The following is a 25,316-nucleotide window of genomic DNA, read 5'->3' on the forward strand; positions in this document are numbered from 1 at the left end:
CAGGCCTTATAGCACGAGGACTTACGCTTTTTTACCCTTTCACAACCTCAAATTAACGTCAAAATCAACCCTTGTACTGAAATGATTCGATACTAGAATACTCACCATATAGCGTTTCTCTTATCGCAAACCCCCTATATGTAGTATTTATCCACAGAGTTAGTCACAAGGCGAATCTGTGGATAAGCGGGGGATATTTTTTTATTTCACGGACAGGTAAAAACCCACATGAATCAGAGTCTGCTGGTGACAAAGCGCGACGGTGCAACCGAGCGTATCAATCTGGACAAAATCCATCGTGTTCTCGACTGGGCAGCAGAAGGACTGAATAACGTATCAATCTCCCAGGTCGAACTGCGATCGCACATCCAGTTCTACGATGGCATCAAAACCTCTGATATCCACGAGACCATCATCAAAGCCGCGGCAGATTTGATCTCCCGCGAAGCGCCGGATTATCAGTACCTGGCGGCACGTCTGGCCATCTTCCATCTGCGCAAAAAAGCCTACGGTCAGTTTGAACCGCCAGCCCTGTACGATCACGTCGTGAAAATGGTCGAGCTGGGCAAGTACGACACGCATCTGCTGGAAGACTATACGGAAGAAGAGTTCAAGCAGATGGACGGGTTTATCGACCACTGGCGCGACATGAACTTCTCCTATGCTGCCGTTAAGCAGCTGGAAGGCAAATACCTGGTGCAGAACCGCGTGACCGGTGAGATCTACGAAAGCGCACAGTTCCTCTATATTCTGGTTGCCGCTTGCCTGTTCTCTAACTATCCGCGTGACACCCGTCTGGAATACGTGAAGCGTTTCTATGATGCGGTCTCCACCTTTAAAATTTCGCTGCCTACGCCAATCATGTCTGGCGTGCGTACCCCAACGCGTCAGTTCAGCTCTTGCGTACTGATCGAATGCGGTGACAGCCTGGATTCCATTAACGCCACCTCCAGCGCCATTGTGAAATATGTCTCCCAGCGTGCCGGCATCGGTATCAACGCGGGCCGTATTCGTGCGCTGGGTAGCCCTATTCGCGGCGGTGAAGCGTTCCACACCGGCTGTATTCCGTTCTATAAACATTTCCAGACTGCCGTGAAGTCCTGCTCTCAGGGCGGCGTGCGCGGCGGTGCGGCTACCCTCTTCTACCCAATGTGGCATCTGGAAGTGGAAAGCCTGCTGGTACTGAAAAATAACCGTGGCGTGGAAGGCAACCGCGTGCGTCACATGGACTACGGCGTACAGATCAACAAACTGATGTACACCCGTCTGCTGAAGGGCGAAGACATCACCCTGTTTAGCCCGTCCGACGTACCGGGCCTGTACGACGCTTTCTTTGCCGATCAGGACGAGTTTGAGCGTCTGTACACCAAATACGAAAAAGATGACAGCATTCGTAAGCAGCGCGTGAAAGCGGTCGATCTCTTCTCCCTGATGATGCAGGAACGTGCTTCGACTGGCCGTATCTACATTCAGAACGTTGACCACTGCAACACCCACAGCCCGTTCGATCCGGCGATTGCCCCGGTGCGTCAGTCTAACCTGTGCCTGGAAATCGCGCTGCCGACCAAACCGCTGGACGATGTGAACGACGAAAACGGCGAGATCGCGCTCTGTACGCTCTCCGCGTTTAACCTGGGCGCGATCAAGAGCCTGTCCGAGCTGGAAGAGCTAGCGGTACTGGCGGTTCGCGCGCTCGACGCCCTGCTGGATTACCAGGATTATCCAATCCCGGCGGCCAAACGCGGTGCAATGGGTCGTCGTACCCTGGGTATTGGTGTCATCAACTTCGCCTACTGGCTGGCGAAGAACGGTAAGCGTTACTCCGATGGCAGCGCCAACAACCTGACCCATGAGACGTTTGAAGCCATTCAGTACTACTTGCTGAAAGCCTCTAACGAACTGGCGAAAGAGCAAGGTGCTTGCCCGTGGTTCAATGAAACCACCTATGCAAAAGGCATTATGCCAATCGACACCTACAAGAAAGACCTGGATGCGATTGTCAGCGAGCCGCTGCACCTGGACTGGGACGCGCTTCGTGAGTCCATCAAGACCCACGGCCTGCGTAACTCTACGCTCTCTGCCCTGATGCCGTCCGAGACCTCTTCGCAGATCTCTAACGCCACTAACGGCATTGAGCCGCCGCGCGGCCACGTGAGCATTAAGGCGTCGAAAGATGGCATCCTGCGCCAGGTGGTGCCGGATTATGAACTGCTGAAAAACAACTACGAACTGCTGTGGGAAATGCCGAACAACGACGGCTACCTGCAACTGGTGGGTATCATGCAGAAGTTCATCGATCAGGCGATCTCGGCGAATACTAACTATGACCCGTCACGTTTCCCGTCCGGAAAAGTGCCGATGCAGCAGTTGCTGAAAGACCTGCTTACCGCTTACAAATTTGGCGTGAAAACCCTGTACTATCAAAACACCCGTGACGGTGCAGAAGATGCACAGGATGACCTGGCTCCTTCTATCCAGGATGATGGCTGCGAAAGCGGCGCATGTAAGATCTAATAAATCCCCTCACCCTAACCCTCTCTTACAAGGAGAGGGAACTCTTTCCCCCTCTCCCTGTGGGAGAGGGCCGGGGTGAGGGAAATAACACCACAGGACACATTCATGGCATACACCACCTTTTCACAGACGAAAAATGACCAGCTCAAAGAGCCGATGTTTTTCGGCCAGCCGGTCAACGTGGCACGCTACGATCAGCAAAAATATGACATCTTCGAAAAGCTGATTGAAAAGCAACTCTCCTTCTTCTGGCGTCCGGAAGAAGTGGACGTTTCACGCGATCGCATCGATTTCCAGGCATTGCCAGAGCATGAGAAGCATATCTTCCTCAGCAACCTGAAATACCAGACGCTGCTGGACTCTATTCAGGGACGTAGCCCGAACGTGGCGCTGCTGCCGTTGATCTCTATTCCGGAGCTGGAAACCTGGGTTGAGACCTGGGCGTTTTCCGAGACGATCCACTCACGCTCCTATACCCATATCATCCGTAATATCGTTAACGATCCGGCGATTGTGTTTGATGATATCGTGACGAACGACCAGATCCTGAAGCGCGCAGAGGGCATCTCTCACTTCTACGACGATCTGATTGAGATGACCAGCTACTGGCATCTGCTGGGCGAAGGTACGCACACCGTTAACGGTAAAACCGTCACCGTAAGCCTGCGCGAGCTGAAGAAAAAACTGTACCTGTGCCTGATGAGCGTGAACGCGCTGGAAGCGATCCGCTTCTACGTCAGTTTCGCCTGCTCCTTCGCCTTTGCTGAACGTGAGCTGATGGAAGGCAACGCCAAAATCATCCGCCTGATTGCCCGTGACGAAGCCCTGCATTTGACAGGTACTCAGCATATGCTGAACCTGCTGCGCAGCGGTGTAGACGATCCGGAAATGGCCGAGATCGCAGAAGAGTGTAAACAGGAGAGCTACGACCTGTTCGTTCAGGCTGCAGTGCAGGAAAAAGAGTGGGCAGAGTATCTGTTCCAGGGCGGCTCTATGATTGGCCTGAACAAAGATATTCTCTGCCAGTACGTCGAGTACATTACCAATATCCGTATGCAGGCGGTGGGCCTTGACCTGCCGTTCCAGACGCGCTCCAACCCGATTCCGTGGATCAATACCTGGCTGGTCTCTGACAATGTGCAGGTTGCGCCGCAGGAAGTGGAGGTGAGCTCTTACCTGGTCGGTCAGATTGACTCTGAAGTGAATACCGACGACCTGAGCGACTTCCAGCTCTGATGAGCCGCGTGACGCTTCGCCTTTCCGGCACAGAGGTTATGTGCCGGGATGAGCACCCCTCCCTGCTGATTGCTCTTGAGTCGCATCAGGTTGAAGTAGAATACCAGTGTCGTGAAGGTTACTGCGGCTCTTGCCGCTGTCGCCTGGTATCCGGTCAGGTAGACTGGATTGCCGAACCGCTGGCCTTCATCAGCGAAGGGGAAATTTTGCCCTGCTGCTGCAGGGCTAAAGGGGATATTGAGATCGAGATGTAACAGCGATTACATCGCGTAGTAATACGCTTTGACCTGTTCCCAGTCACGCTTCGGAATCGGATCCAGATATTTTTCCAGCTGCCGGAAGTCGTGATTCGCAGCCTTATGGCGGCGCAGACGACGGCGGCTCTTCTCAAGATCGAGAAATCCTGCCTCGACCACCCCTTCGGTCTTCACATAGATATGACGTACATAGCAGCAACCATGCTGGCGGTTAACGCTATGCATTTTTTTGAACGCCAGGGCGACCGCTTTTAGCATGGCGTCACGCACCTCGTCCGGGAACGGCGTAATTGCGTGCTGATGATACCAGTCAGCAATACTGATAAATCCTGCCATATCTTCGGTGACCAGCAGGGCACGCCATTCACCCTCGACCTTCATCGCTTTGCCATAAACGATCTTAGGAACGATCACACCCGCTTTTTCCAGATCGTGGATAACGCTGATCTCACGAACAATGGTGGGGCGGCCAAAAGGGTAACGTAAGGAGTGGAACAGATGGTGCGTCATGCGTTTGACATACAGCTTTTTGCCGTCACGCTCGACACATTGCACGCCGCTCATTCCCTTACGCCGAAAGTTCGGTTCTTCAACCCAGTCGCCTTCTGTGGCCCACCAATGGCTAAATTCTTTATCTTTTGCAGCCATGTTCATGCTGTACCATCCGTTACTATTCACAGGTAAATAATCAGCCTTATGATAACCAGGATGATTAGGAAAAATCTCAACAATTTGTGTCGGGAAGCAGACAACGTCCCACTTAATAAAGGCTTTATTCATGGCAGGCAGGATAGGCGAACGGAGTGAGGCTGCGTAAAGGGTTAGTGGCGAGGGTTCGGCGGTCCCGGCCTGCGAAATCGCAGGCCGGATGAGGTTACGTCTGTCATTAACGCTTGTGGTTCAAAAATTCCACAGCCTTATCGGGGAAGTCCGTAAACAGCCCATCTACGTCTGCCTGGTTGTACAGCACGTTGTAAAGCTGGTTCACGTCCGTCGCATAATCAGGCAGCTGGTCGGCTCGCACCGTAAAAGGATGGACCTGCATATGGTTCGCATGCGCCTCTTTGACCATTGCCGTCAGCTTTATGTGACCCGGCGTTGAGCCCTCCGCCACCAGCATGTGGTAATCCGGCCCGATGCCGTCGGCGTATTGGGCAATCTGCTTCATCGCGCCCGGCTTAAACATCCAGTCGTAGTTGTAGTTAACCCACTTGCCGTCCGGCTGTTTCTCCTGCGTTTCATTCCAGTCGGTATAGGCAATCAGCTGCACCAGGTTGAGATCCATCCCCCGCTTCGGTTCCAGCTCGGTTTTAATGCGCTTGAGTTCAGCCGCATCAAAGCACTGGAGGTAGACCTTATCCTTCTTACTGGTGTAGCCGTACTGCTTCAGCACATCCAGCGTTTTCGCCGCAATGTCCTTCCCTTCCTGATGATGGAACCACGGCGCTTTGATCTCCGGGTAGATGCCGATGTTTTTACCGGTAGAGTGGTTCAGCCCCTGCACAAACTCGATTTCCTCTTCAAAGGTATGAATGCGGAAGTCGGATTTGCCCATCGGGAAACGCCCCGGATAGACCTGTACCTTCTTGCCGTTTTCAATCTCGAAGCCTTCGGTAAATTTCAGCGAGCGGATCTCGGCAAGCGTGAAGTCGATGGCGTAATAACGGCCGTCCTTGCGGGCACGGTCGGGAAAACGGTCGGCGACATCGGTAACGCGGTCAAGATAGTGGTCATGCAGGACGACCAGATGGTCGTCCCGGGTCATCACCAGATCCTGCTCAAGATAATCCGCCCCCTGCGCGTAAGCCATCGCTTTCGCTGGCAGCGTATGCTCGGGCAGATAGCCGCTGGCGCCGCGGTGAGCAATGACAATCTTGTCTGCCGCCAGCGCCGAGCCTGTCATGGCACTGGCCAGCAGCAGGCCGGTCGCTAGTTGAGTCAGTTTCATCGTAATGCTCCTTATTGACGACGTGCCTGTATTTCGGCGTGATGACGTTTTTCACCAATCATGACAACAATCAGCAGCAGTACCGCCAGTACGCTACCGCCAATCATCACCATGAAGCCGCCATCCCAGCCGAAGAAGTCGACGGTATAGCCGACAATGGCGCTTGCGGCGACCGAGCCGCCAAGGTAGCCAAACAGGCCGGTAAAGCCTGCCGCCGTCCCTGCTGCTTTCTTCGGTGCCAGCTCAAGGGCATGCAGGCCAATCAGCATCACCGGGCCGTAGATCAGGAAGCCGATCACAATCATACAGGCCATGTCCACGCCCGGGTTGCCCGGTGGGTTAAGCCAGTAAACGACGGTGGCGATGGTCACCAGGGTCATAAAGAAGACACCCGTTGCACCACGGTTGCCGCGGAAGACCTTGTCCGACATCCAGCCACAAATCAGCGTGCCCGGGATACCCGCGTATTCATACAGGAAGTAGGCCCAGGAGGATTTATCCAGCGCGAAGTGTTTCACCTCTTTCAGGTAGGTTGGCGACCAGTCGAGGATGCCGTAGCGCAGCAGGTAAACAAAGACGTTAGCGACCGCGATATACCACAGCAGTTTGTTGGGCAGCACGTATTTCATGAAGATCTGTTTGGCCGTCAGCTCCTCTTCATGCTGTTCGCTATAGTCGTCCGGATAGTCGTTTTTATACTCTTCGATTGGCGGCAGGCCGCAGGACTGCGGCGTATCGCGCATCAGGGCGAAGGCGATAATCGCTACCACGATCGCGCCAAACGCCGGCATGTAAAGCGCGGCTTTCCAGTCGTTGAACCATGCCATCCCGAGCAGGAACAGCAGCGGAGGGATACCGCCGCCCACGTTATGCGCGCAGTTCCAGACCGACACAATTCCGCCACGCTCTTTCTGCGACCACCAGTGCACCATGGTGCGTCCGCACGGCGGCCAGCCCATCCCCTGGAACCAGCCGCAGAGGAACAGCAGCACAAACATAATCGCGATACTGGAGGTCGCCCAGGGCACAAAGCCCATAAACAACATCACTGCGGCCGCCAGAATCAAACCGGCTGGCAGGAACACGCGCGGGTTCGAGCGATCCGACACCGACCCCATAATGAACTTGGAAAACCCGTAGGCGATCGAGATCCCCGAGAGCGCAAACCCTAAATCACCGCGCGAGAAGCCCTGCTCCACCAGATACGGCATGGCGAGCGCGAAGTTTTTACGTACCAGATAATATGCCGCGTACCCGAAGAAAATCCCCAGGAAGATTTGCCAACGCAGACGGCGGTAAAGCGGATCTATCTCTGCCTCTGGCAGACGCGCCCGATGCGGCGCAGGTTTAAAGATACTGAGCATGACAGCCTCCGTGGCCTTGTGATGAATGAGAAGGTGCTTCGCACCCGATTCCAGAGGCGGGGATGTTAAGAAATCACGGTGATTGTTACTGTGAATCAACGCACAGATTGTTACAGAAATATGACAGAATGCGCAAAATAGCGCATGAAATCACGTTTCACTTTCGAATAACGCGCGTTTATGTTCGAAATCAAACAAACCACATTTTTAGTGTGGCTAAATGATAAAAAAACGAACATAGAGGGAAGACAATGACGGTTCTCGATCCTCGCTACAGCGATGTGATAATCATTGGCGGCGGCGCAACCGGGGCCGGCATCGCCCGCGACTGTGCCTTACGTGGCCTGAGCGTGACCCTGCTGGAGCGCCATGATATTGCGACAGGTGCCACAGGCCGCAACCACGGCCTGCTGCACAGCGGCGCGCGGTACGCGGTAACCGACGGCGAGTCGGCGCGGGAGTGCATTACGGAAAACCAGATCCTGAAACGCATCGCCCGCCACTGCGTCGAGCCGACCAACGGACTGTTCATTACCCTCCCCGAAGACGATCTCGCGTTTCAGCAAACCTTTATCACCGCCTGTACGGCCGCAGGGATCCAGGCCGAGGCCATCGACCCGGCACTGGCGCGTCGGCTGGAGCCGTCTGTCAACCCGGCCCTCACCGGTGCGGTGAAAGTCCCCGACGGCACGGTCGATCCGTTTCGCCTGACCGCCGCCAATATGCTGGACGCACGGGAACACGGCGCGCGCATTCTGACCGGGCATGAAGTCACCGGGCTTATCCGCGACGGCAACACTGTGCGCGGCGTGCGGGTGTTCGACCCGCAATATAACGAGCGCAGCGAACTGTACGCCGCCGTGGTTATCAATGCGGCGGGGATCTGGGGGCAGCGCATCGCGGAATACGCCGACTTATCCCTCCGCATGTTCCCGGCGAAAGGTTCGCTGCTGATCCTCGACCATCGCATCAACAACCACGTCATCAACCGCTGTCGTAAGCCTTCCGACGCCGATATTCTGGTCCCGGGCGATACCATTTCGCTTATCGGCACCACCTCTACCCACGTCGATTACAGCGAGATTGACGTTAACCGGGTGACGGCCGAAGAGGTGGATATTCTGCTGCGCGAAGGCGAGAAACTGGCTCCGGTGATGGCGCAAACCCGCATTTTGCGCGCCTATGCGGGCGTGCGGCCGCTGGTTGCCAGCGATAACGACCCCAGCGGGCGCAACGTCAGCCGGGGAATTGTCCTGCTCGATCATGCCCAACGTGACGGCATGGAGGGCTTTATCACCATCACCGGCGGCAAGCTCATGACCTATCGCCTGATGGCGGAGTGGGCCGCGGATGCGGTCTGCCGCAAACTCGGTAACACAACGCCGTGCGTCACGGCAGAACAGCCCCTGCCCGGATCGCGTCAGTCCACCGAGAAAACGCTGCAGAAAATCATCTCTCTGCCCGCTCCGCTGCGCGGCTCCGCCGTTTATCGCCACGGCGACAGAACCCCGCAGTGGCTTGGCGAGGGGCGGCTTAGCCGCAGCCTGGTGTGCGAGTGCGAAGCGGTGACCGCAGGCGAGGTGCAATATGCCGTCGAGAACCTGACGGTCAATACGCTGCTCGATCTTCGCCGCCGCACGCGCGTCGGCATGGGTACCTGTCAGGGCGAGCTTTGCGCCTGTCGCGCCGCCGGGCTGCTGCAACGCTTTCACGCCACCACCTCAACGCAGTCCCTGACCCAGCTCAACGATTTCCTCAATGAACGCTGGAAAGGCATTCAGCCCGTTGCCTGGGGCGATGCCCTGCGTGAAAGCGAGTTTACCCGCTGGGTTTATCAGGGACTTTGCGGCCTGGAGAAGGAGCCACACCATGAAATTTAATACCGTCATTGTCGGCGGCGGGCTGGCAGGGCTGCTGTGCGGGATCACGCTCACGCAACGTGGTCTGCGCTGCGCCATCGTCACCCGCGGGCAGAGCGCTTTGCACTTCTCTTCCGGATCGCTGGATCTCCTCGACGATGCCTGTCGCGGCGCACTTGCCCCTGAGCATCCCTATAGCCTGATCGGCGAGCACAACATTGCCCGCCTGGCGCAGGAAACCGAAAGGCTGCTGAGCGCCTGTGGCACGCGGATGCAGGGCAGCGCTGAGAAAAATCACCAGCGCGTGACGCCGCTCGGCACCCTGCGTTCCGCGTGGCTCAGCCCGGAAGAAGTTCCTGTTGCCCCATTCAGCGCAGAACGCGTGATAGTGGTGGGAATTGGCGGTTTTCTTGATTTTCAGCCGCACCTGGCGGCGGCCTCGCTCTTTCAGCGCGGCATTAACGCGACGGCGGCGGAAATAGACCTGCCCGAACTGGACGTGCTGCGCGAAAACCCCAGCGAGTTTCGGGCAGTGAATATCGCGCGGCTGCTGGATAACGACGATAACTGGCCGCTGCTGTATGACGCGCTCAGGCCGCTCGCTGAACAGTGTGATGCCCTAATGATGCCTGCGTGCTTTGGCCTCACTGACAATCGACTCTGGCGCTGGCTGTCGGACCGCCTGCCGTGCACGCTCGGCTTGCTGCCTACCCTTCCCCCTTCCGTACCGGGTATTCGGCTGCACACGCAGCTTAAGCAAAAATTTATTGCCCAGGGCGGCGTGTGGATGGCGGGTGACGAGGTGAAAAAGATCACGCTATCTGATAACGACGTCAGCGAGGTGTGGACGCGAAACCACGGTGACATTCCGCTGCGCGCGCGCGCCGTGGTACTGGCCAGCGGCAGCTTTTTCAGTAACGGGTTACTGAGTACCCGCGAGGGGATCCGCGAAGCCATTCTGGGGCTGGATGTCCGGCAGAGCGCCTCCCGTTCGGACTGGTATCAGAGTGATTTCTTTACGCCGCAGCCCTGGCAGCAGTTTGGCGTGATTGTTGATCACCACCTGCACCCGCAGCTCAATGGCCAGTCGCTTAACGGCCTCTACGCCATCGGCTCGATTCTGGGCGGCTACGATCCGATTGCCCAGGGCTGCGGCGGCGGCGTGTGTGCTATCACGGCGTTTCATGCCGCAGAGCAGATTATTCAACGCACGGAGGCAGAACAATGAGCGATAGCCGTTTCGAAAGCTGCATAAAATGCACGGTGTGCACCACGGTCTGCCCGGTCAGCGGTGTGAACCCGCGTTATCCTGGCCCAAAACAGGCCGGGCCTGACGGCGAGCGCCTGCGTCTGAAAGACGCCGCACTCTACGATGATGCGCTGAAATACTGCATTAACTGCAAGCGCTGCGAGGTGGCCTGTCCGTCAGACGTCAAAATCGGCGACATCATCCAGCGCGCCCGGGCGCATTACAGCAGGCAAAAACCGACGCTACGCGATGCGATCCTCAGCCATACCGACCTGATGGGCAGCGTTTCCACGCCCTTCGCGCCGCTGGTGAATGCCGCCACCTCTCTGAAACCGGTACGCCGGCTGCTCGACGCGACGCTGAAAATTGACCACCACCGCAGCCTGCCGAAATACTCCCACGGCACCTTCCGTCGCTGGTACAAATCGATGGCGGCAGAACAGGCCCGCTTTGCCGATCAGGTGGCGTTCTTCCATGGCTGCTACGTGAATTACAACCACCCGCAGTTGGGAAAAGACCTGCTGAAAGTGCTGAACGCGATGGGTACGGGTGTACAGCTCCTCAGCAAGGAAAAGTGCTGCGGCGTGCCGCTGATTGCCAACGGCTTTACGGACAAAGCGCGCAGGCAAGCCCGCAGCAATGTCACCTCCCTGCGTGATGCGATCGTCGGGAAAGGGATACCGGTCCTGGCTACCTCGTCTACCTGCACCTTCACCCTTCGCGATGAGTACCCCCACCTGCTGGACGTGGATAACACCGATCTGCGCGACCATATTGAACTGGCAACGCGGTTTCTGTGGCGCATGCTGGACAGCGGGAAGACCTTACCGCTGGGCACCCTGCAGCTGAAGGTGGTGTATCACACCCCATGTCATATGGAAAAGATGGGCTGGTCGCTGTATACGCTGGAGCTGCTGCGGCTGATCCCCGGGCTGGAGCTGACGGTGCTGGATTCGCGCTGCTGCGGGATAGCGGGCACCTACGGTTTTAAGCGTGAAAACTACGACACGTCGCAGGCAATTGGCGCGCCGCTGTTCAGGCAGATAGAGGAGAGCGGCGCCGATCTGGTGGTAACCGACTGCGAAACCTGCAAATGGCAGATTGAAATGTCCACCAGCAAACGCTGCGAACATCCCATCACCCTGCTGGCAAAGGCGCTGGGCTAAGCGTTGCCGGGGCGGTTCGCCCCGGCACATCCGTTACTCAACAAACAGCGAATCAACCACATTGATCCAGCCATGCTCGCTGGCGACCGGTTTGCCGTTCAGCCAGCGCCGCAGCATGTTGAGCGCCATCATCGCACATACCTCCTGACGCACCGCCTGGCTGTGGCGGGTGATACTCATTTTTACCTGCAGCGCATGGGTCCCTTCCGGCGTCGCGAGAGCAAAATTAAGATGCTCGTCATCCACGCCGCCGACGGCCAGCGCCAGCCCGGCGAAATGCTTAACCCTGCGCTCGGCCGCCCAGCGCGCGGTCTGTGCCAGCGTTTCCTGCTGGAACGGCACCACTTCACTGGCCAGCAGCGGCGCATCCGCCCGAGAAAGCTGCAGCGCCAGCAACCCGCCGGTGAACTGTTCGCTCAGCGTGACGCTCAGCTGGCGAGCTTTCAGGGTGCGGGCAATCTGCGCAGGCAGCCCTTCCGTTCCCTCAAAGATCAGGCTCTCTCCCGCCACGCGCTGCACCTCAGGCCATAGCGCCAGCATGGCCTCCTTTTGCGTCGCCGGGCCGGTCAGCTTCAGTTCAATAATCGGCATGGAGGAGCGGTAGCCCATCGAGACGCCTGGCGGCAGCGGCAGGCTGTCGAGGCGCTGGGCAAGATCGCTTTCAGAGCGGCCAAAGGTGGTCAGACGCAGACACAGCGGCGGCTCAGGCAGAGTGAAACGCGCGCGCAGGCGCGGCAGAATTTGCTGCTCGACCATCACTTTAAATTCAGACGGCACGCCCGGGGTGAAGAACATCAGGCAGCGGTTAAGTTTAATGGCAAAGCCACAGGCGGTGCCGACGGGGTTATCCACCAGCTCGGCGCTGGCCGGGATTTCGGCCTGCTTGCGGTTGCTGGGGGCCATGACGCGACCGCGATCCGTGAAAAAGCGCTCCATCTGCGCCAGCCACGCTTCGTGGAGGACCAGCCCTTCGCCTTTCGCCGTGGCGGCGGCCAGTGCGCTAAGATCGTCCCCGGTTGGGCCAAGGCCGCCGTTCACAATCAGCACGTCAGCGTGCTCGCTGCGTTCGCGCAGAATATTCACCAGCGACTCAAGGTCGTCGCCTACCGTATTGCGGCGCGTTAACGGTAATCCCTGCTCAAAGAATAAATCGGCGAGCCAGGCCGCATTGGTATCGATAATTTGACCATGCAGCACTTCATCGCCGGTGGATAACATCTCCACGTTAATCATTGTCTTCTCCCGCTTTAATAGTCAAAACACTATAGCGCAATTGGGAGAGGGGGGAAGCGATAAACTGGCGCGGCAGGCCGCCGCGCCGGGGGGATTAGAAGCCTGCGCTCACGCCCACGTATGGACCGTCGGCCAGGGCGTTGTCGCGGTTGCCGTTTTTACCGGCCAGGTTCAGATAGCGGTAGCCTGCTTCGATGGTAACAGGACGCATGATGGTCCAGCGCGCACCGGCGTTAGCTTCCTGATAGCTGTCGATACCGCTGGAGAGCGAGTCCGGAGAGTAGTAGTACTCGCCGAACAGGCCGAAGCTGTCGCCAATTTTCCACTGCAGCCCGCCGCCAACGGCCGCCGCGTACCCTTCGTCACCGTCGTTCGGGTTGGTGTAGATACCTTTACCGCCCACGGTTGCCAGGAATGGCCCCAGCGGAACGTTAAGGCCAAGGCCGAGGCTTGCCGCATCGCCGTCGTCGTCGTTATGCGTCCAGCCGCCCGTCATCGCCGGGCCGGAGGTTTCCGTCCCCAGGCCAAAGCCCAGATGGGTGTACTCTTTACCCGCCGAGCCGTTAAAGGAAATTGCGTTTGCTGCTACTGAAACAAACATCAGGCCTGCGCCCAAAAATGCCACTTTTTTCATTGTCGTGTCCCGCACGTAATAATTAGAGATCTCCCAAAACCGCGAGATTTTAACCTGCGTGTCTTTGGGATCAAGCACTCTGTGTGCGTCAGGCAATTAGTTTGTAACGGTTTGATAATTTCGGTATTTACAGCATCAATAAAAAGCGCATTTTCACTGCGCGTTAACTGAAGGTGGGCGCGCTAATCTTCTTCAACATCTCACCGGGTCTGGCGATGTACACCGAACAGCCGGATTTCGGCTAACTATCTTCTCAGCAGGGCATTGACCCACTGTTTTAACGCCTGGCGGGAGATCTTTATCCCGCCATTTTTCAGCTCTGGCGGCAGCGCCAGCCAGTGGACCGGCTGCTCAAAGCGCGCCAGCTTACCCTTAACCCACTCCGGTAATTCCGTGATGTCCGTGCCCGGCTCACATTCCACCACCGCGACCGGGCGCTGCCCGAACTCAGCGTCGTCCAGCGGGACGATAAACACCTGGTTTACCTGCGGATGGGTGACGATGATGCGCTCCAGCGATTCCGGCTGGATCCCCTCTCCCCCACTGAAAAAGAGATTGTCCATACGGCCCAGAATGGTCAGGCGGCCGTTGTGCCACTCACCGCGATCGCGGGTGGCAAACCAGCCCTGCTCGTTGACCAGCGGCAAGAGTGCGCCGTCTCGCCAGTAGCCCGCCGCCATGCTCTGCGCCCTGATCCAGACTTCACCGTTCACCACCTGCACCTCTCTGCCCGGGAGCGCGCTACCCACGTCCGGCGCGCCGTCAGCCTCTTTGGCGCAGACGGTGGAGGCAAACTCGGTCAGTCCATAGCCGCAAAAAGTCCGAATACCTGCTTCGCGTGCCCGTGCAGTCAGTTCAACGGGGATTTCCGCCCCGCCAAGCAGCACGGCTTTCAGTGCGATGCGGCACTCACCATTAAGCAGTCGCCACAGCTGTGTTGGCACCAGCGAGGCGTGGGTGCAGCCCTGTAGCGCCTGCTCCAGAGGCTGCTTCTCACGCACCGTTAGACGCGCCCCGGCCTGGAGCCAGCGCCACAAAATCCCCTGGCCGGAGACGTGAAACAGCGGCAGGGAGAGCAGCCAGTCGTCGTCATCGCCGTAAGGCATCAGCGACAACACGCCTGCCGCGCTGGCAAGATGCGCCGCACAGGTGTGTACCGCCGCCTTGGGTAAGCCGGTAGAGCCGGAAGTGAGCGTCATCGACGCCAGACGCTCCGGCTGCCACGGGGCGGCATAATCACCGGGTTGGTCATCAAGTGTGAGCCGCGAAAGCCCGTCAAACGCGCCGTCAAGCAGCAGCGCGAAGCGCAGCGTCATCTGCGGGATCAGGACGTCAAGCAGAGGGCGCGGAAGCTGCGGATTGACCGGAAGAATACGCGCGCCGCACTGCAACAGCGCCAGCCACGCCAGCAGCGTCTGAGGATGGTTATGGGCGAGCAGCATCACGCCGTCGCCCTCACCAAGCCCCTGACGGTGGAAGCCTGTCGCCAGCCTGTCCACCCGCTCGCACAGCTGCTGCCAGCTCAGCGTGGTGTCGTTTAACCGCAGCGCGGGTTTATCCGCACGCTGCGCGCGCCAGTGTCGCCACGGCCAGTCAGTAAAGATCATAGCAACGGCTCCAGCGCCTCGGCCCCGAGGCACGGCAGGGCACTGTCCGGCCACGTGCGGATCAGCTGCGCCTGCATCAGGTTCAGCGTGTCGAGACCCGGGAGGGTGTCGGGCGTTAACCACGCGGCGAGGCGCGCCAGTTGGGTCAGCCCGAGGCTGGATTCAATGGATGAACTGATCACCGCCGTCAGCTCTAAGGCATGGGCTGCCGCGACCTGCTCGCGCACTTTCTCCAGGCTGCCGGTGAGCGTGGGTTTGATCACCACCGCGCTCACGCCAGGCTCGGCGATGAATGCAAAATCCGCCTCGCGCAGGCTTTCATCCCACGCAATCGCAATGCCCGTTTCACGGGCAAAGGCGCGGGAGTCATCGCGGGTTTTGCAGGGCTCTTCAAGGAAGGCGATACGGTTGCGGTATGCGGGATTAACGTACTTCGCAAACTGCTGAGCCTTGAGCGGCGTCCAGGCGCGGTTGGCGTCCAGACGCAGATGCAAATCGGGGATCGCTTCGAGCAGCAGATTCGCCACCATGCCGTCGCGCACCGCTTCGTACAGTCCGACCTTAATTTTCGCCACTTTTTCGCCGGGCATGGCGGAGAGCAGCGCAAATAGCTCATCCGGATCGCCGGTGCAGAGCGGTGCGGCGCGATAGTTCGCCGCGTCGCGCAAGCGGCCCTCAAGCTCGGCCAGCGCGCAGCTGACACCGAAGGCAGCGGAGGGGATGTCCGGCAGTGCCGGTTCAGCCCCCTCGCGCCATTCGCGCGCCCAGGCAAGCACTGCAGCCTGCGCCTCCTCCAGCGACTCCTGGCTAAAGCCCGGAAGGGGCGAAACCTCGCCCCACCCTTCGCGCTCGCCCTGCCGGAGATGCACGAACAGCCCGTCACGGGTTTTTAACCGCCGTTCACGCAGCACCACGCCCGCGTCCATGGGTATCTGCCAGCGGTAAACCTGCGCGCGACGCATTACGGGTTCCGTTTGTATTTGCTGAAGTCTGGCTGACGTTTTTCGTTGAACGCGTTGCGTCCTTCCTGACCCTCTTCGGTCATATAGAACAGCATGGTGGCGTTACCCGCCAGCTCCTGCAGACCCGCCTGGCCATCGCAGTCGGCATTGAGTGCCGCCTTCAGGCAGCGCAGCGCCATGGGGCTGTTTTGCAGCATTTCGCGACACCAGCGGACGGTCTCTTTTTCGAGATCGGCGATAGGTACCACGGTGTTCACCAGTCCCATATCCAGCGCTTCCTGAGCGTTGTACTGACGGCACAGGAACCAGATTTCGCGCGCTTTTTTCTGACCCACAATGCGAGCCATGTAGGAGGCGCCCCAGCCGCCGTCGAACGAGCCGACTTTCGGGCCGGTCTGGCCGAAGATGGCGTTTTCAGCGGCAATGGTCAGGTCACACATCATGTGCAGCACGTGGCCGCCGCCGATGGAGTAGCCCGCGACCATGGCAACAACCGGTTTTGGACAGGTGCGGATCTGGCGCTGGAAATCGAGCACGTTCAGGTGGTGCGTACCGGCATCATCCTGGTATCCGCCGTAATCGCCACGCACTTTCTGGTCACCGCCGGAGCAGAAAGCTTTGTCACCTTCACCGGTCAGGACGATGACGCCGATATTGTCGTCATAGCGTGCATCCGCCAGCGCCTGAATCATCTCTTTTACGGTCAGCGGGCGAAACGCGTTGCGCACCTGCGGGCGGTTGATAGTGATTTTGGCAATGCCATCAGCCGATTTGTGATAGCGAATATCGGTATAGCCTTCGGAGCAGTCTTGCCATTCAACCGGTGCGTAGAGCATGTTTTCATCAGGATAGATCATAGCGTTTCCTTAACGGGAAGTCGGAGTATCTGATACAGCCGGGCAGTCACCGCAGCGGGGTTATCCCGATGGGCGTTGTGTCCGGCATGAGGAATTGCGAAACAGGTGGCGGCAAGTTCACCAGCGATGTGAGCGAATTTGTTATCCCGCTCGCCAAAGAGATAATAAAAAGGGAAAGCGGGCTGGCTGAGGCCCGAACGCAGGTCCGGCTGCTCTGCCAGCGAAGTGGCCTGTAACATGGCGGCCAGCGTGCGGCCATTGTTCTTACTACGCAGGGCAATGAGCTGTTGGCGCAGCCCCGCCGTGAGCGAGGCAAAAACGGGCTGCTGATACCAGTCGGCAAAGACTTCCGGCAGAGGTTCATGGCGAAACCGCTCCGCCCAGCCGGCATCCGACACCCTGCGCTGGTGACGTTCGTCAGGGTGGCTCAGGCCCGGATGCGCGCCTTCGACAATCAGGCCCCGCAGCCCTTTCGGCCCCTGACAGGCATGATACATTGCAATGCGGCCGCCGAGAGAGTACCCCACCAGCCAGTAATCTAGTATGTTGTAACTAATTAGCGTAGCACGCAGTAGCGCATCGACCTGGGCGAAATCCGCGACCGCAATATCGGCCGACCCGCCATGGCCCGGGAGGTCAAGATAGAGCCGGGGCATAGCGCTAAGTTGCTCGCCCACCGGCTGCCACTCGACAGCATCGCCGGAAAAACCATGCAGAAATACCAGCCAGGGTTGGCCGACTGTGCCCGCCTGCACTTCTCCGGCGAGGATCACAGGTGGCTTACCTGTGCGAGCATGTTCTGCAGCATCTGCGCGCCGTCGCTGTCATTAACAATAACCTCGATTAGCGTGGCGCCCGGCTTACTCCAGGCACTGTTAAGCGCCATATCAAGCTCGGCCCAGCTTTGTGGGCGCTGGTATTTAAGGCTAAACATGGCCGCCGCATGTTCAAAGTTTATGTTCTGCGGCATAAGGTAGAACTGCTCGCGTTCGCGCGGCGGTGTGGGTAACAGAGAGAAAATTTGCCCGCCATTATTATTCACCACCAGCAGCACAAAAGGTGCCGAAGCCTGGCGCAGCAGCGCCAGCGCATTCAAATCGTATAACGCAGAGAGATCGCCCACGATGGCCAGCGTGGCTTTGGCGGTCGCACGCTGCACCCCTGCAGCGGTCGAGATCAAGCCGTCGATGCCGCTTGCTCCCCGATTACTGTAAACCGGATAGCCCACCGGCAACCGGGAAAAGGCGTCGATCAGGCGGACAACAAGGCTATTACCGACAAAGAGCTGCCCCTGCTCGGGCAGACAGTGCCGGATACGGTGCGCCAGCTGCGCTTCACCAAACTGCTCGCTATGTTGCTCGACGAGCGCCCAGGCCTGGCGGGAGAGTTCAGGAATGGCCGTCGCCCAGGGTTTACGCTTTTCAGCCGGATGCAGGTCGAGCCACTCCGCAACCCCCGATACCAGGCGGCGCCCGCGGTGGTGGGCCGGATCGAGCCGCCCTTCGCGGTTTTCGACCAGCCAGTACTCTTCGGGTTCGCAGGTGGCCTGCCACTGCAGCAGCCGTTTGCCCGTCAGACTACTGCCCAACTGTACGACGATTTGCGCCTGCTGGAGTTCGGTCACCGCGCGGGCGTTTCCGAGCCAGAGGTCGGCGCAGGGTAACGGCTGCCCGGTCTGGGATAACACATCGCCAATCAGCGGCCAACCCAGAGTCTGGGCCCATTCGGCCACCCGCTTTCCTTCGGCGGCGCTCATTCTGCCTGCCACGATCACCCCGCGTTTCTGGCGCCAGAAGAACCAGTCGCGCTGTTTCGGGCTGACAAGCTCAGCGGGGGCGCGCAGCCAGGGTTTATCGCTCTGCCACCAGTCGCCCAGCGCCTGCTGCCAGTCAAGATCGGCATTATCCATTTCGCCATACAAAGGCTCGGCGAAAGGACAGTTAATGTGCAGTGCGCCCTGACGCAGTGATCCCACGGCGTTATCGACCGTGGATACCAGCCAGCGCGCGGGGATATCCCGCGTTGGCCGAGGAAGTGAGAGCGTTTGTGAGGGGTGGGTAGCGAACATAGCCTGCTGGCGGATGGCCTGATTCGCGCCGCAGTCGATCAACTCCGGAGGACGGTCAGCGGTCAGCAGGATCAGTTTTTCCCCCGTCAGCCCCGCCTCAATCAGTGCCGGATAAAGGTTAGCCACCGCCGTGCCGGAGGTCACAATTACCGCCACCGGCTCGCGGCTCGCTTTTGCCAGCCCAAGCGCCAGATGTCCCAGACCACGCTCATCAAAATGGGTGTGATGTATAAAAGCCGGGTTGTCGGCAGCGGCCAGCGTCAGCGGCGTAGAGCGGGAACCCGGTGCGATACAAATATGCCTGACGCCATGGCGAGTCAGGGCTTCAAGAATGACCGTCGCCCAGCGCCGGTTAAAAGAACTTACTGACATGAGGTTGTCCGGTATCAAATATGCGACACAGTATAAATAATAGAAAAAATCGTAATTTTGATATGAATCGGTATTGCGCGACTTTGACTTAATCCCTAAGGAGCAAAGAGCGCAACCCTGCGGCTTTGTTTTCTATCTCTTGCCACTCCTGTTCGGGATCGGAGCCGCTAACTATCCCCGCTCCGGCGTACAGACGGACACGGTTTGCCGTCACCCGCGCTGAACGCAGCGACACGCAAAACTCGCTCTGCTCCAGGCTGAGATACCCGGCGGAACCGGCATACCACTCCCGGTCAAAAGATTCATGACGGGCGATAAAGTCCCAGGCCGCCTGACGCGGCAACCCCGCAACGGCGGCGGTCGGCTGTAACAACATCAGGCACTGTTCATCATCCGGCTGCCGCAGTGCGGTCCAGATGCAGCGACGCAGATGCTGCACTTTACGCAGGCGCACAACCTGCGGGGGCAGCACCTCCAGCGGCTGGGTGTGATGCTGCAAGCGTTGACAGATATCTTCGACCACCAGCATATTTTCACGCTGGTTCTTGTCGTCGTTCATCAGCCAGTCGGCCAGGCGGCCCGCGCGATAATCATCGCTGTGGCTGGCAACGGTGCCTGCCAGTGCCTCGGTGCGCAGTAACTCGCCCCTGCGCCGCCACAGACGTTCAGGCGTAGAGCCGAGAAAGGCGTTATCAGCATCAAGCTGCATAAAGAAGTGGAAGCAGCGTAAGTTAACGCGCCGACTGGCAGCCATCAGGGCCGCAGGATTGACCGGGCGGTTAAACTGCAGGTCGGTGGCCCGCGCCAGCACCACTTTGTCAAAATCATGGCGGGCGATAGCCTCTGTGGCGCTGGTTACCAGCGCTAACCATGCGGCCTTGTCAGGGAGATGCGTTTCGCTCACGCTGTGCAGGGAGAGCGGAACAATCGGCCTGGCGACATTTAGCGAAAGTAAAAATGCGCGGGCGGTTTTAGCGTCGTCATGCAGAGAAGTGTCGCTCCAGAGCAGCAGGCGAAGAGTGGCGCGCCCGCCATGCCGCTGCCAGCTCAGCCGCGGCAGGAAGAGCTCGCCCTGATGCGGATCGAAGGCGTTTAAGCCGACAATGCGGGTAGCCGGGCTGTCGGGAAACAGATGTAAAAACTGCCGGGCGGCCGCCAGCGATGAAAAACGTTTAATAGCCCCCAGCGCCGCCAGCTCTTCATCGCCGTTGCGCTGCTGCCAGTAGAATTGCGGGTAATATTGCTGCGCGTTGAGCCACGCGAGCGGGTCGAAGGCATCATTAAGCGGGAAGGTGACGTCATATTGGCGTAAGCCTGGCGTCGCGGGAATATCCTGGTCAAGCTGGCTGCAGAGTCCCTGCAGCGCGGTAGTCATTGAATGCACGCAAACCTCTCCCTGCTAAAACCCTACATTATACGGGGTACTAGCATTAAAAGGCAGTACCCCCGATTTAGCAGGGAGAAGGATGAGTGCGATTAGCGGCGAGCGAGCAGGAGACCCAGAACCAGACCTGCGGCCGCGCCGACGCCAACGCCTTGCCACGGTTTTTCATGCACATAGTCATCTGCGCGATAAACCGCCTGTTTCGCCCGATAGTAATAGTTATCGGAGGCATTACTGACGCGAGCCTTCACTTCGTGCAGCGCCTGCTCGGCGCGCGCTTTAAGCTCAATGTATTTTTGATCGGCCGGATCGCCAGAAGAGCGCAGTACCTCTTCCAGCGTTTCGCTTAACAGCGCCAGATCGTCATCGACACGAGAATCCCAGGATTGATATGACATAGTTATCTCCATGTAGTTGTACCAGTTCGCTAACTATAGACAATGCCTGGCGATTTCGCCTGTTACGCTTCCTTCGCCATACCGACGTGAGGAATGCCATCTTCGTCATAGATTTCGGTCACCGGGCGGAAGCCAAAGTGAGCATAGAACGGCTGAAGATGTGCCTGCGCCCCCAGATATAACGCCTTGTCAGGCCACTGTTTTTGACACGCAGCCAGCGTTTGCTCCATCAGTTGATATCCCATTTTTTCGCCCCGCGCTTTGCTGCTGACGATCACCCGCCCGATGGCCACCGGCTCCAGATCATCCTCACTTTTCAGAATCCTCGTATACGCCACCAGTTCGTTATCTCTCCAGCCCAAAATGTGGCGGTTCTCCCCCACCAGATCGTCACCGTCAATATCCAGATAGGGGCAGGTTTGCTCAACGACGAACACTTCACAGCGCAGTTTAAGCAGGGCATAGAGGGTCGAAACGGTAAGCTCGCGATGGTGTAAATCTTGCCACTGAATCATGTCAGGCTCCTTATGGGTTATCATCCCGTTATACTAAATGCTTTCGGTTCGGCAAAGGGTGTTACCGCGTTATGGAACTGCTTTTTCTGGGTACGTCTGCAGGCGTACCGACACGACAACGAAATGTGACGGCCATGCTGCTCGATTTACAGCATCCTACCCATGCAGGTTTGTGGTTATTCGACTGCGGCGAAGGCACCCAGCATCAACTGCTTGAAACGGCTTATCATCCGGGCAAACTCGATAAGATTTTTATTACCCACCTGCACGGCGATCATCTTTTCGGCCTGCCGGGTTTGCTGTGCAGTCGCTCGATGGCAGGCAATGCCCGGCCGCTGACCCTCTACGGCCCGGTGGGCATTCGCGAATTTGTCGATACCACGCTGCGTCTGAGCGGCTCCTGGACGGACTACCCTCTTGAGATCGTCGAGATAGGCGAAGGGATCGTTCTGGATGATGGGCTGTACCGCGTTACTGCCCTGCCGCTTAATCATCCCGTCGAGTGCTATGGCTACCGCATAGAGGAGCAAGATAAACCGGGCGCGCTGGATGCGGCCGCCCTGGTCGCCGAGGGTATTGTGCCCGGCCCCTTATTCCAGCGCCTGAAACGTGGCGAAACCGTGACGATGGAGGACGGGCGCGTCATTAATGGGCAGGATTATCTCTCTGCCCCACTGCCCGGGAAGAAACTGGCCATTTTCGGGGATACCGCCCCCTGCCCTGCCGCCCATCTGCTGGCAGAGAACGTCGATTTGCTGGTGCACGAGGCCACGCTGGAAACGGCGATGGAGGAGAAAGCCAACAGTCGCGGGCACAGCTCTACCCGTCAGGCGGCGCAATTAGCGCGTCAGGCTGGGGTGAAAAAGCTGATGGTGACCCACGTCAGCTCACGCTATGACGCTCAGGGTTGCCAGGCGCTACTGGCAGAGTGTCGTGAATACTTTGCGAATACCGAGTTAGCCGACGATTTCACTCAAGTCAGCGTTTAGTCCTTCACTTTTCCCTCCGCGTGCCGATAACGATTATAAGGCAGGCATTTCACTTGAGGGTAAAATGGATAATTTCCAGAAAGACATTGATGACAGGGCGAATCTCACCCTGTCGAACCGATTTGAGCTATTGCTGTTCCGTCTCGGCACCTCGATGCACGAAAACAAGTCCGAGCTGTTTGGCATTAACGTATTTAAGCTGCGTGAAATTGTGCCGATGCCGGAGTTCACCAAACCTGCGGGCATGAAGTCACCGCTGATGGGGATGGTGAATATTCGCGACCAGGTGATCCCGGTTATCGACCTGGCCGCCGTGGCTGGCTGTAAACCCTCTACCGGCCTCAATATCCTGCTGATTACCGAATACGCCCGTAGCGTACAGGCATTTGCGGTTGAGTCCGTCGAGAACATTATGCGTCTGGACTGGAAGCAGGTTCATGCTGCCGAAACCGCCGTCAGCGGCCGTTACATTACCAGTATTGCCTGCCTGGACGAGCAGACGGACACCAACGATCTGGCGATGGTGCTGGATGTGGAACAGATCCTGTACGATATCACCCCGGCCAATCACGATCTGCATGCTACCAACCTGAAAACCACCAAGTTCAATATCAAACCTGGTGCGGTGGCCATCGTGGCGGAAGATTCGAAGGTTGCGCGCTCAATGCTGGAGAAGGGTCTGCAGGCGATGGCGATCCCGGCACAGCTGCATATCACCGGGAAAGAGGCCTGGGAAAAAATTGGCGTGCTGGCGGCTCAGGCGCAGGCAGAAGGGGTGCCGATTACCGACAAGATCTCGCTGGTGCTGACCGACCTGGAAATGCCCGAGATGGACGGCTTTACGCTGACGCGTAAGATTAAAACCGACCCGGTGCTGAAGGACATTCCGGTGGTGATCCACTCTTCACTGTCAGGAAATGCTAACGAAGATCATATTCGTAAAGTGAAGGCCGACGGATATGTGGCGAAGTTCGAGCTGAATGAACTGTCGTCGGTGATTGAAGAGGTGCTGGACCGTTCAATGAAGAGAATTGACGGGCCGCTGATCAGCCGTAAGCAGCTGGCGTAAGATCGGTGCGGGCTGATGCCCTCACCCCGACCCTCTCCCACGGGGAGAGGGAGTAAACATCAAAAACCCGCCGAGGCGGGTTTTTATTTGGTGCGGGTCTGGTGCCCTTTCCGCGGCGAGAGGGTGTAAACATAAAAAAACCCGCCGGAGCGGGTTTTTGTTTTTTGCTTGCTTACATCAGCGGCATCGCGTGTTGCACGATGGTGATAAGCGGCTGCGGCCAGATACCAAAGATCAGCACCAGCAGCGCGGAGATGAGCACCACGATACCACCGGCGCTGTACTGCCAGTTAGACGGCGCATCGCGGTTGAGTTGCTGAGGCGCGCTCAGGTAGAGGCTCACGGCAACGCGCAGGTAGTAGTACAGACCAATCGCGGAACCGATAACCACACCGGCGGTCAGCCACCACAGGCCAGCCTGCACACCGACGGCCAGCACGTAGAACTTACCGATAAAGCCCAGGGTCATCGGAATACCTGCCAGGGACAGCATCATCACCGTCATCACCGCAGACAGAATCGGACGGTGCCAGAACAGACCACGGTAGGAGAACAGTGAGTCGGCATCCGGGCCACGGTACGGGCTGGACATCAGGCTCACCACGCCGAACGCGCCGAGGCTGCTGAACAGATAACCGGCCAGATAGACGCCTACGGTCTCCATCGACATTTCACCGCTCTGCAGCGCAATCAGCGCCACCAGCAGATAACCCAGATGGGAAATAGACGAGTAGCCCAGCAGACGCTTGATATTGGTCTGGCTCAGCGCCATCAGGTTACCGAAGATAATGGAGACGAACGCAATAATGCCCAGCACCACGCGTACCGCTTCGCTATCACCCACCGGTGCGTACAGGAACAGACGCATGACCACACCGAAGATAGCGATTTTGCTCGCCGTCGCCAGGAAGGTCGATACCGGTGCCGGAGCACCCTGGTAAACGTCTGGCGTCCACAGGTGGAACGGAACCAGAGAGAGCTTGAAGCCCAGGCCAACAATCATCATACCCAGGCCTGCCAACAGCAGCGGCTCATGCAGCATACCGTCGCCCAGGCTCTTGCCGATAGCCAGGAAGGAGAGGTTACCCGTCTGTGCGTACAGCAGTGCGATACCGAACAGCAGGAACGACGACGCGGCAGCGGACAAGATCGTGTACTTGATCGCCGCTTCCAGCGAGCGTTTCTGACGGAAGGCATAACCAATCAGACCGAACAGCGGCAATGAGATCAGCTCAATACCGAGGAACAGCGCGGCCAGGTGGTTCGCATTCGCCAGCAGAATGCCGCCCAGTGCGGCAATCAGTACCAGCAGGTAAAACTCTTCTTTGTTGTCCTTGTAACCTTCCAGCCATGGATAAGCAAAGGTACAGGTCGCCAGGCTCGCCAGCAGAACCAGACCGGTGTACAGCATGGCGTAGCCGTCAACGCGCATTAGCGGCGTGACATCCATCGCGCCCGCCTGGCCAACAAACCAGAGGGAAACCAACGCAGCGTTCATACCCAGAACCGACAGGGTCGCATTCAGGAAGTGATTGCGTCGCCACGCAATGGAGAGCATCACAACCACCACCGTCAATCCGACGATCAGCAGCGGTAGCAGCGCAATCAGTTGTTGTGGAGTTATTGTCATGGCGA

Annotated in this window: 22 protein-coding genes; 8 read left to right on the top strand and 14 right to left on the bottom strand. The window is 58.1% G+C overall.

Going from position 1 to position 25,316, the window contains the following annotated elements; all coding sequences use genetic code 11:
- Positions 1-228: 228 nt before the first annotated feature.
- The 3 genes from nrdA to yfaE all read left to right on the top strand — a co-directional run bounded on the left by nrdA (position 229) and on the right by yfaE (position 4,004).
- Positions 229-2,514: a class 1a ribonucleoside-diphosphate reductase subunit alpha gene (gene nrdA, locus WFN75_RS11075; protein ID WP_040074725.1), complete on the top strand. Its 2,286-nt coding sequence runs from the start codon at positions 229-231 to the stop codon at positions 2,512-2,514.
- 105 nt (positions 2,515-2,619) lie between these two features.
- Entirely contained in the window at positions 2,620-3,750 is a 1,131-nt protein-coding gene (gene nrdB, locus WFN75_RS11080; protein ID WP_040074723.1) for a class Ia ribonucleoside-diphosphate reductase subunit beta, read from the top strand.
- The gene (yfaE, locus tag WFN75_RS11085; protein WP_040074722.1) at positions 3,750-4,004 is read left to right on the top strand and encodes a class I ribonucleotide reductase maintenance protein YfaE; all 255 of its coding nucleotides are present in this window, start codon (positions 3,750-3,752) and stop codon (positions 4,002-4,004) included. Before nrdB ends, yfaE begins: the two co-directional genes overlap by 1 nt.
- A gap of 6 nt (positions 4,005-4,010) precedes the next feature.
- On the opposite strand, the gene inaA is transcribed toward yfaE, so the two are convergent.
- From inaA to glpT, 3 genes are all read right to left on the bottom strand, one after another.
- On the bottom strand, positions 4,011-4,661 hold the full coding sequence (gene inaA, locus WFN75_RS11090; protein ID WP_046884703.1) for a lipopolysaccharide kinase InaA: 651 nt from the start codon (positions 4,659-4,661) through the stop codon (positions 4,011-4,013).
- Between the two features lie 232 nt (positions 4,662-4,893).
- Positions 4,894-5,955, bottom strand: coding sequence for a glycerophosphodiester phosphodiesterase (glpQ, locus tag WFN75_RS11095; RefSeq protein WP_336996159.1), 1,062 nt, complete (start codon positions 5,953-5,955; stop codon positions 4,894-4,896).
- Positions 5,956-5,966: 11 nt separating this feature from the next.
- A complete protein-coding gene (glpT, locus tag WFN75_RS11100; protein ID WP_006176478.1) occupies positions 5,967-7,319 on the bottom strand; it encodes a glycerol-3-phosphate transporter in 1,353 nt (450 codons plus the stop codon).
- 251 nt (positions 7,320-7,570) lie between these two features.
- On the opposite strand from glpT, the gene glpA reads away from it, so the two are divergent.
- The 3 genes from glpA to glpC are packed head-to-tail and all read left to right on the top strand — an operon-like array spanning position 7,571 to position 11,593.
- On the top strand, positions 7,571-9,199 hold the full coding sequence (gene glpA / locus WFN75_RS11105) for an anaerobic glycerol-3-phosphate dehydrogenase subunit A (RefSeq protein ID WP_336996160.1): 1,629 nt from the start codon (positions 7,571-7,573) through the stop codon (positions 9,197-9,199).
- The gene (glpB, locus tag WFN75_RS11110; RefSeq protein WP_336996161.1) at positions 9,189-10,406 is read left to right on the top strand and encodes a glycerol-3-phosphate dehydrogenase subunit GlpB; all 1,218 of its coding nucleotides are present in this window, start codon (positions 9,189-9,191) and stop codon (positions 10,404-10,406) included. Before glpA ends, glpB begins: the two co-directional genes overlap by 11 nt.
- The gene (gene glpC, locus WFN75_RS11115) at positions 10,403-11,593 is read left to right on the top strand and encodes an anaerobic glycerol-3-phosphate dehydrogenase subunit GlpC (protein WP_336996162.1); all 1,191 of its coding nucleotides are present in this window, start codon (positions 10,403-10,405) and stop codon (positions 11,591-11,593) included. The genes glpB and glpC overlap by 4 nt, the downstream gene beginning before the upstream one ends.
- 33 nt (positions 11,594-11,626) lie before the next feature.
- On the opposite strand, the gene WFN75_RS11120 is transcribed toward glpC, so the two are convergent.
- From WFN75_RS11120 to WFN75_RS11165, 10 genes are all read right to left on the bottom strand, one after another.
- Positions 11,627-12,826 carry a nicotinamide mononucleotide deamidase-related protein YfaY gene (locus WFN75_RS11120; RefSeq protein ID WP_336996163.1) on the bottom strand — a complete coding sequence of 400 codons (1,200 nt, stop codon included), beginning with the start codon at positions 12,824-12,826 and terminating at the stop codon, positions 11,627-11,629.
- Between the two features lie 94 nt (positions 12,827-12,920).
- Positions 12,921-13,460 (bottom strand): YfaZ family outer membrane protein, encoded by a 540-nt coding sequence (locus WFN75_RS11125; RefSeq protein ID WP_336996164.1) that lies wholly within the window; start codon positions 13,458-13,460, stop codon positions 12,921-12,923.
- A gap of 245 nt (positions 13,461-13,705) precedes the next feature.
- On the bottom strand, positions 13,706-15,067 hold the full coding sequence (gene menE, locus WFN75_RS11130) for an o-succinylbenzoate--CoA ligase (RefSeq protein ID WP_336996165.1): 1,362 nt from the start codon (positions 15,065-15,067) through the stop codon (positions 13,706-13,708).
- The gene (menC, locus tag WFN75_RS11135) at positions 15,064-16,029 is read right to left on the bottom strand and encodes an o-succinylbenzoate synthase (RefSeq protein ID WP_336996166.1); all 966 of its coding nucleotides are present in this window, start codon (positions 16,027-16,029) and stop codon (positions 15,064-15,066) included. Before menC ends, menE begins: the two co-directional genes overlap by 4 nt.
- Positions 16,029-16,886: a 1,4-dihydroxy-2-naphthoyl-CoA synthase gene (gene menB / locus WFN75_RS11140; RefSeq protein ID WP_029740930.1), complete on the bottom strand. Its 858-nt coding sequence runs from the start codon at positions 16,884-16,886 to the stop codon at positions 16,029-16,031. Before menB ends, menC begins: the two co-directional genes overlap by 1 nt.
- Positions 16,883-17,659 carry a 2-succinyl-6-hydroxy-2,4-cyclohexadiene-1-carboxylate synthase gene (gene menH / locus WFN75_RS11145; protein ID WP_336996167.1) on the bottom strand — a complete coding sequence of 259 codons (777 nt, stop codon included), beginning with the start codon at positions 17,657-17,659 and terminating at the stop codon, positions 16,883-16,885. Before menH ends, menB begins: the two co-directional genes overlap by 4 nt.
- A complete protein-coding gene (gene menD, locus WFN75_RS11150) occupies positions 17,656-19,326 on the bottom strand; it encodes a 2-succinyl-5-enolpyruvyl-6-hydroxy-3-cyclohexene-1-carboxylic-acid synthase (protein ID WP_336996168.1) in 1,671 nt (556 codons plus the stop codon). Before menD ends, menH begins: the two co-directional genes overlap by 4 nt.
- 88 nt (positions 19,327-19,414) lie before the next feature.
- A complete protein-coding gene (gene menF, locus WFN75_RS11155; protein WP_046884692.1) occupies positions 19,415-20,710 on the bottom strand; it encodes an isochorismate synthase MenF in 1,296 nt (431 codons plus the stop codon).
- Positions 20,711-20,802: 92 nt separating this feature from the next.
- Positions 20,803-21,108: a stress response protein ElaB gene (elaB, locus tag WFN75_RS11160; protein ID WP_040074693.1), complete on the bottom strand. Its 306-nt coding sequence runs from the start codon at positions 21,106-21,108 to the stop codon at positions 20,803-20,805.
- A gap of 62 nt (positions 21,109-21,170) precedes the next feature.
- Positions 21,171-21,623: a GNAT family N-acetyltransferase gene (locus tag WFN75_RS11165; RefSeq protein WP_336996169.1), complete on the bottom strand. Its 453-nt coding sequence runs from the start codon at positions 21,621-21,623 to the stop codon at positions 21,171-21,173.
- A gap of 71 nt (positions 21,624-21,694) precedes the next feature.
- Here WFN75_RS11165 and rnz point away from each other — a divergent pair, with 71 nt between their 5' ends.
- Together rnz and WFN75_RS11175 are read left to right on the top strand one after the other, a co-directional pair.
- The gene (rnz, locus tag WFN75_RS11170; protein ID WP_336996170.1) at positions 21,695-22,612 is read left to right on the top strand and encodes a ribonuclease Z; all 918 of its coding nucleotides are present in this window, start codon (positions 21,695-21,697) and stop codon (positions 22,610-22,612) included.
- A gap of 64 nt (positions 22,613-22,676) precedes the next feature.
- Positions 22,677-23,681 carry a chemotaxis protein gene (locus WFN75_RS11175; RefSeq protein ID WP_040074689.1) on the top strand — a complete coding sequence of 335 codons (1,005 nt, stop codon included), beginning with the start codon at positions 22,677-22,679 and terminating at the stop codon, positions 23,679-23,681.
- 172 nt (positions 23,682-23,853) lie between these two features.
- Here WFN75_RS11175 and nuoN read toward each other — a convergent pair whose 3' ends face one another.
- Positions 23,854-25,311 carry an NADH-quinone oxidoreductase subunit NuoN gene (nuoN, locus tag WFN75_RS11180; protein ID WP_046884689.1) on the bottom strand — a complete coding sequence of 486 codons (1,458 nt, stop codon included), beginning with the start codon at positions 25,309-25,311 and terminating at the stop codon, positions 23,854-23,856.
- Between the last annotated feature and the right edge of the window lie 5 nt (positions 25,312-25,316).

This window comes from Leclercia sp. UBA7405 (assembly GCF_037152215.1).
In the GTDB taxonomy this organism is placed as follows: Bacteria; Pseudomonadota; Gammaproteobacteria; order Enterobacterales; family Enterobacteriaceae; genus Enterobacter; species Enterobacter pneumoniae.

Coding starts and splice junctions, on each gene's coding strand:
- nrdA (WP_040074725.1), top strand. CDS start 229: ATGAATCAGAGTCTGCTGGTGACAAAGCGCGACGGTGCAACCGAGCGT.
- nrdB (WP_040074723.1), top strand. CDS start 2,620: ATGGCATACACCACCTTTTCACAGACGAAAAATGACCAGCTCAAAGAG.
- yfaE (WP_040074722.1), top strand. CDS start 3,750: ATGAGCCGCGTGACGCTTCGCCTTTCCGGCACAGAGGTTATGTGCCGG.
- inaA (WP_046884703.1), bottom strand. CDS start 4,661: ATGAACATGGCTGCAAAAGATAAAGAATTTAGCCATTGGTGGGCCACA.
- glpQ (WP_336996159.1), bottom strand. CDS start 5,955: ATGAAACTGACTCAACTAGCGACCGGCCTGCTGCTGGCCAGTGCCATG.
- glpT (WP_006176478.1), bottom strand. CDS start 7,319: ATGCTCAGTATCTTTAAACCTGCGCCGCATCGGGCGCGTCTGCCAGAG.
- glpA (WP_336996160.1), top strand. CDS start 7,571: ATGACGGTTCTCGATCCTCGCTACAGCGATGTGATAATCATTGGCGGC.
- glpB (WP_336996161.1), top strand. CDS start 9,189: ATGAAATTTAATACCGTCATTGTCGGCGGCGGGCTGGCAGGGCTGCTG.
- glpC (WP_336996162.1), top strand. CDS start 10,403: ATGAGCGATAGCCGTTTCGAAAGCTGCATAAAATGCACGGTGTGCACC.
- WFN75_RS11120 (WP_336996163.1), bottom strand. CDS start 12,826: ATGATTAACGTGGAGATGTTATCCACCGGCGATGAAGTGCTGCATGGT.
- WFN75_RS11125 (WP_336996164.1), bottom strand. CDS start 13,460: ATGAAAAAAGTGGCATTTTTGGGCGCAGGCCTGATGTTTGTTTCAGTA.
- menE (WP_336996165.1), bottom strand. CDS start 15,067: ATGATCTTTACTGACTGGCCGTGGCGACACTGGCGCGCGCAGCGTGCG.
- menC (WP_336996166.1), bottom strand. CDS start 16,029: ATGCGTCGCGCGCAGGTTTACCGCTGGCAGATACCCATGGACGCGGGC.
- menB (WP_029740930.1), bottom strand. CDS start 16,886: ATGATCTATCCTGATGAAAACATGCTCTACGCACCGGTTGAATGGCAA.
- menD (WP_336996168.1), bottom strand. CDS start 19,326: ATGTCAGTAAGTTCTTTTAACCGGCGCTGGGCGACGGTCATTCTTGAA.
- elaB (WP_040074693.1), bottom strand. CDS start 21,108: ATGTCATATCAATCCTGGGATTCTCGTGTCGATGACGATCTGGCGCTG.
- WFN75_RS11165 (WP_336996169.1), bottom strand. CDS start 21,623: ATGATTCAGTGGCAAGATTTACACCATCGCGAGCTTACCGTTTCGACC.
- rnz (WP_336996170.1), top strand. CDS start 21,695: ATGGAACTGCTTTTTCTGGGTACGTCTGCAGGCGTACCGACACGACAA.
- WFN75_RS11175 (WP_040074689.1), top strand. CDS start 22,677: ATGGATAATTTCCAGAAAGACATTGATGACAGGGCGAATCTCACCCTG.
- nuoN (WP_046884689.1), bottom strand. CDS start 25,311: ATGACAATAACTCCACAACAACTGATTGCGCTGCTACCGCTGCTGATC.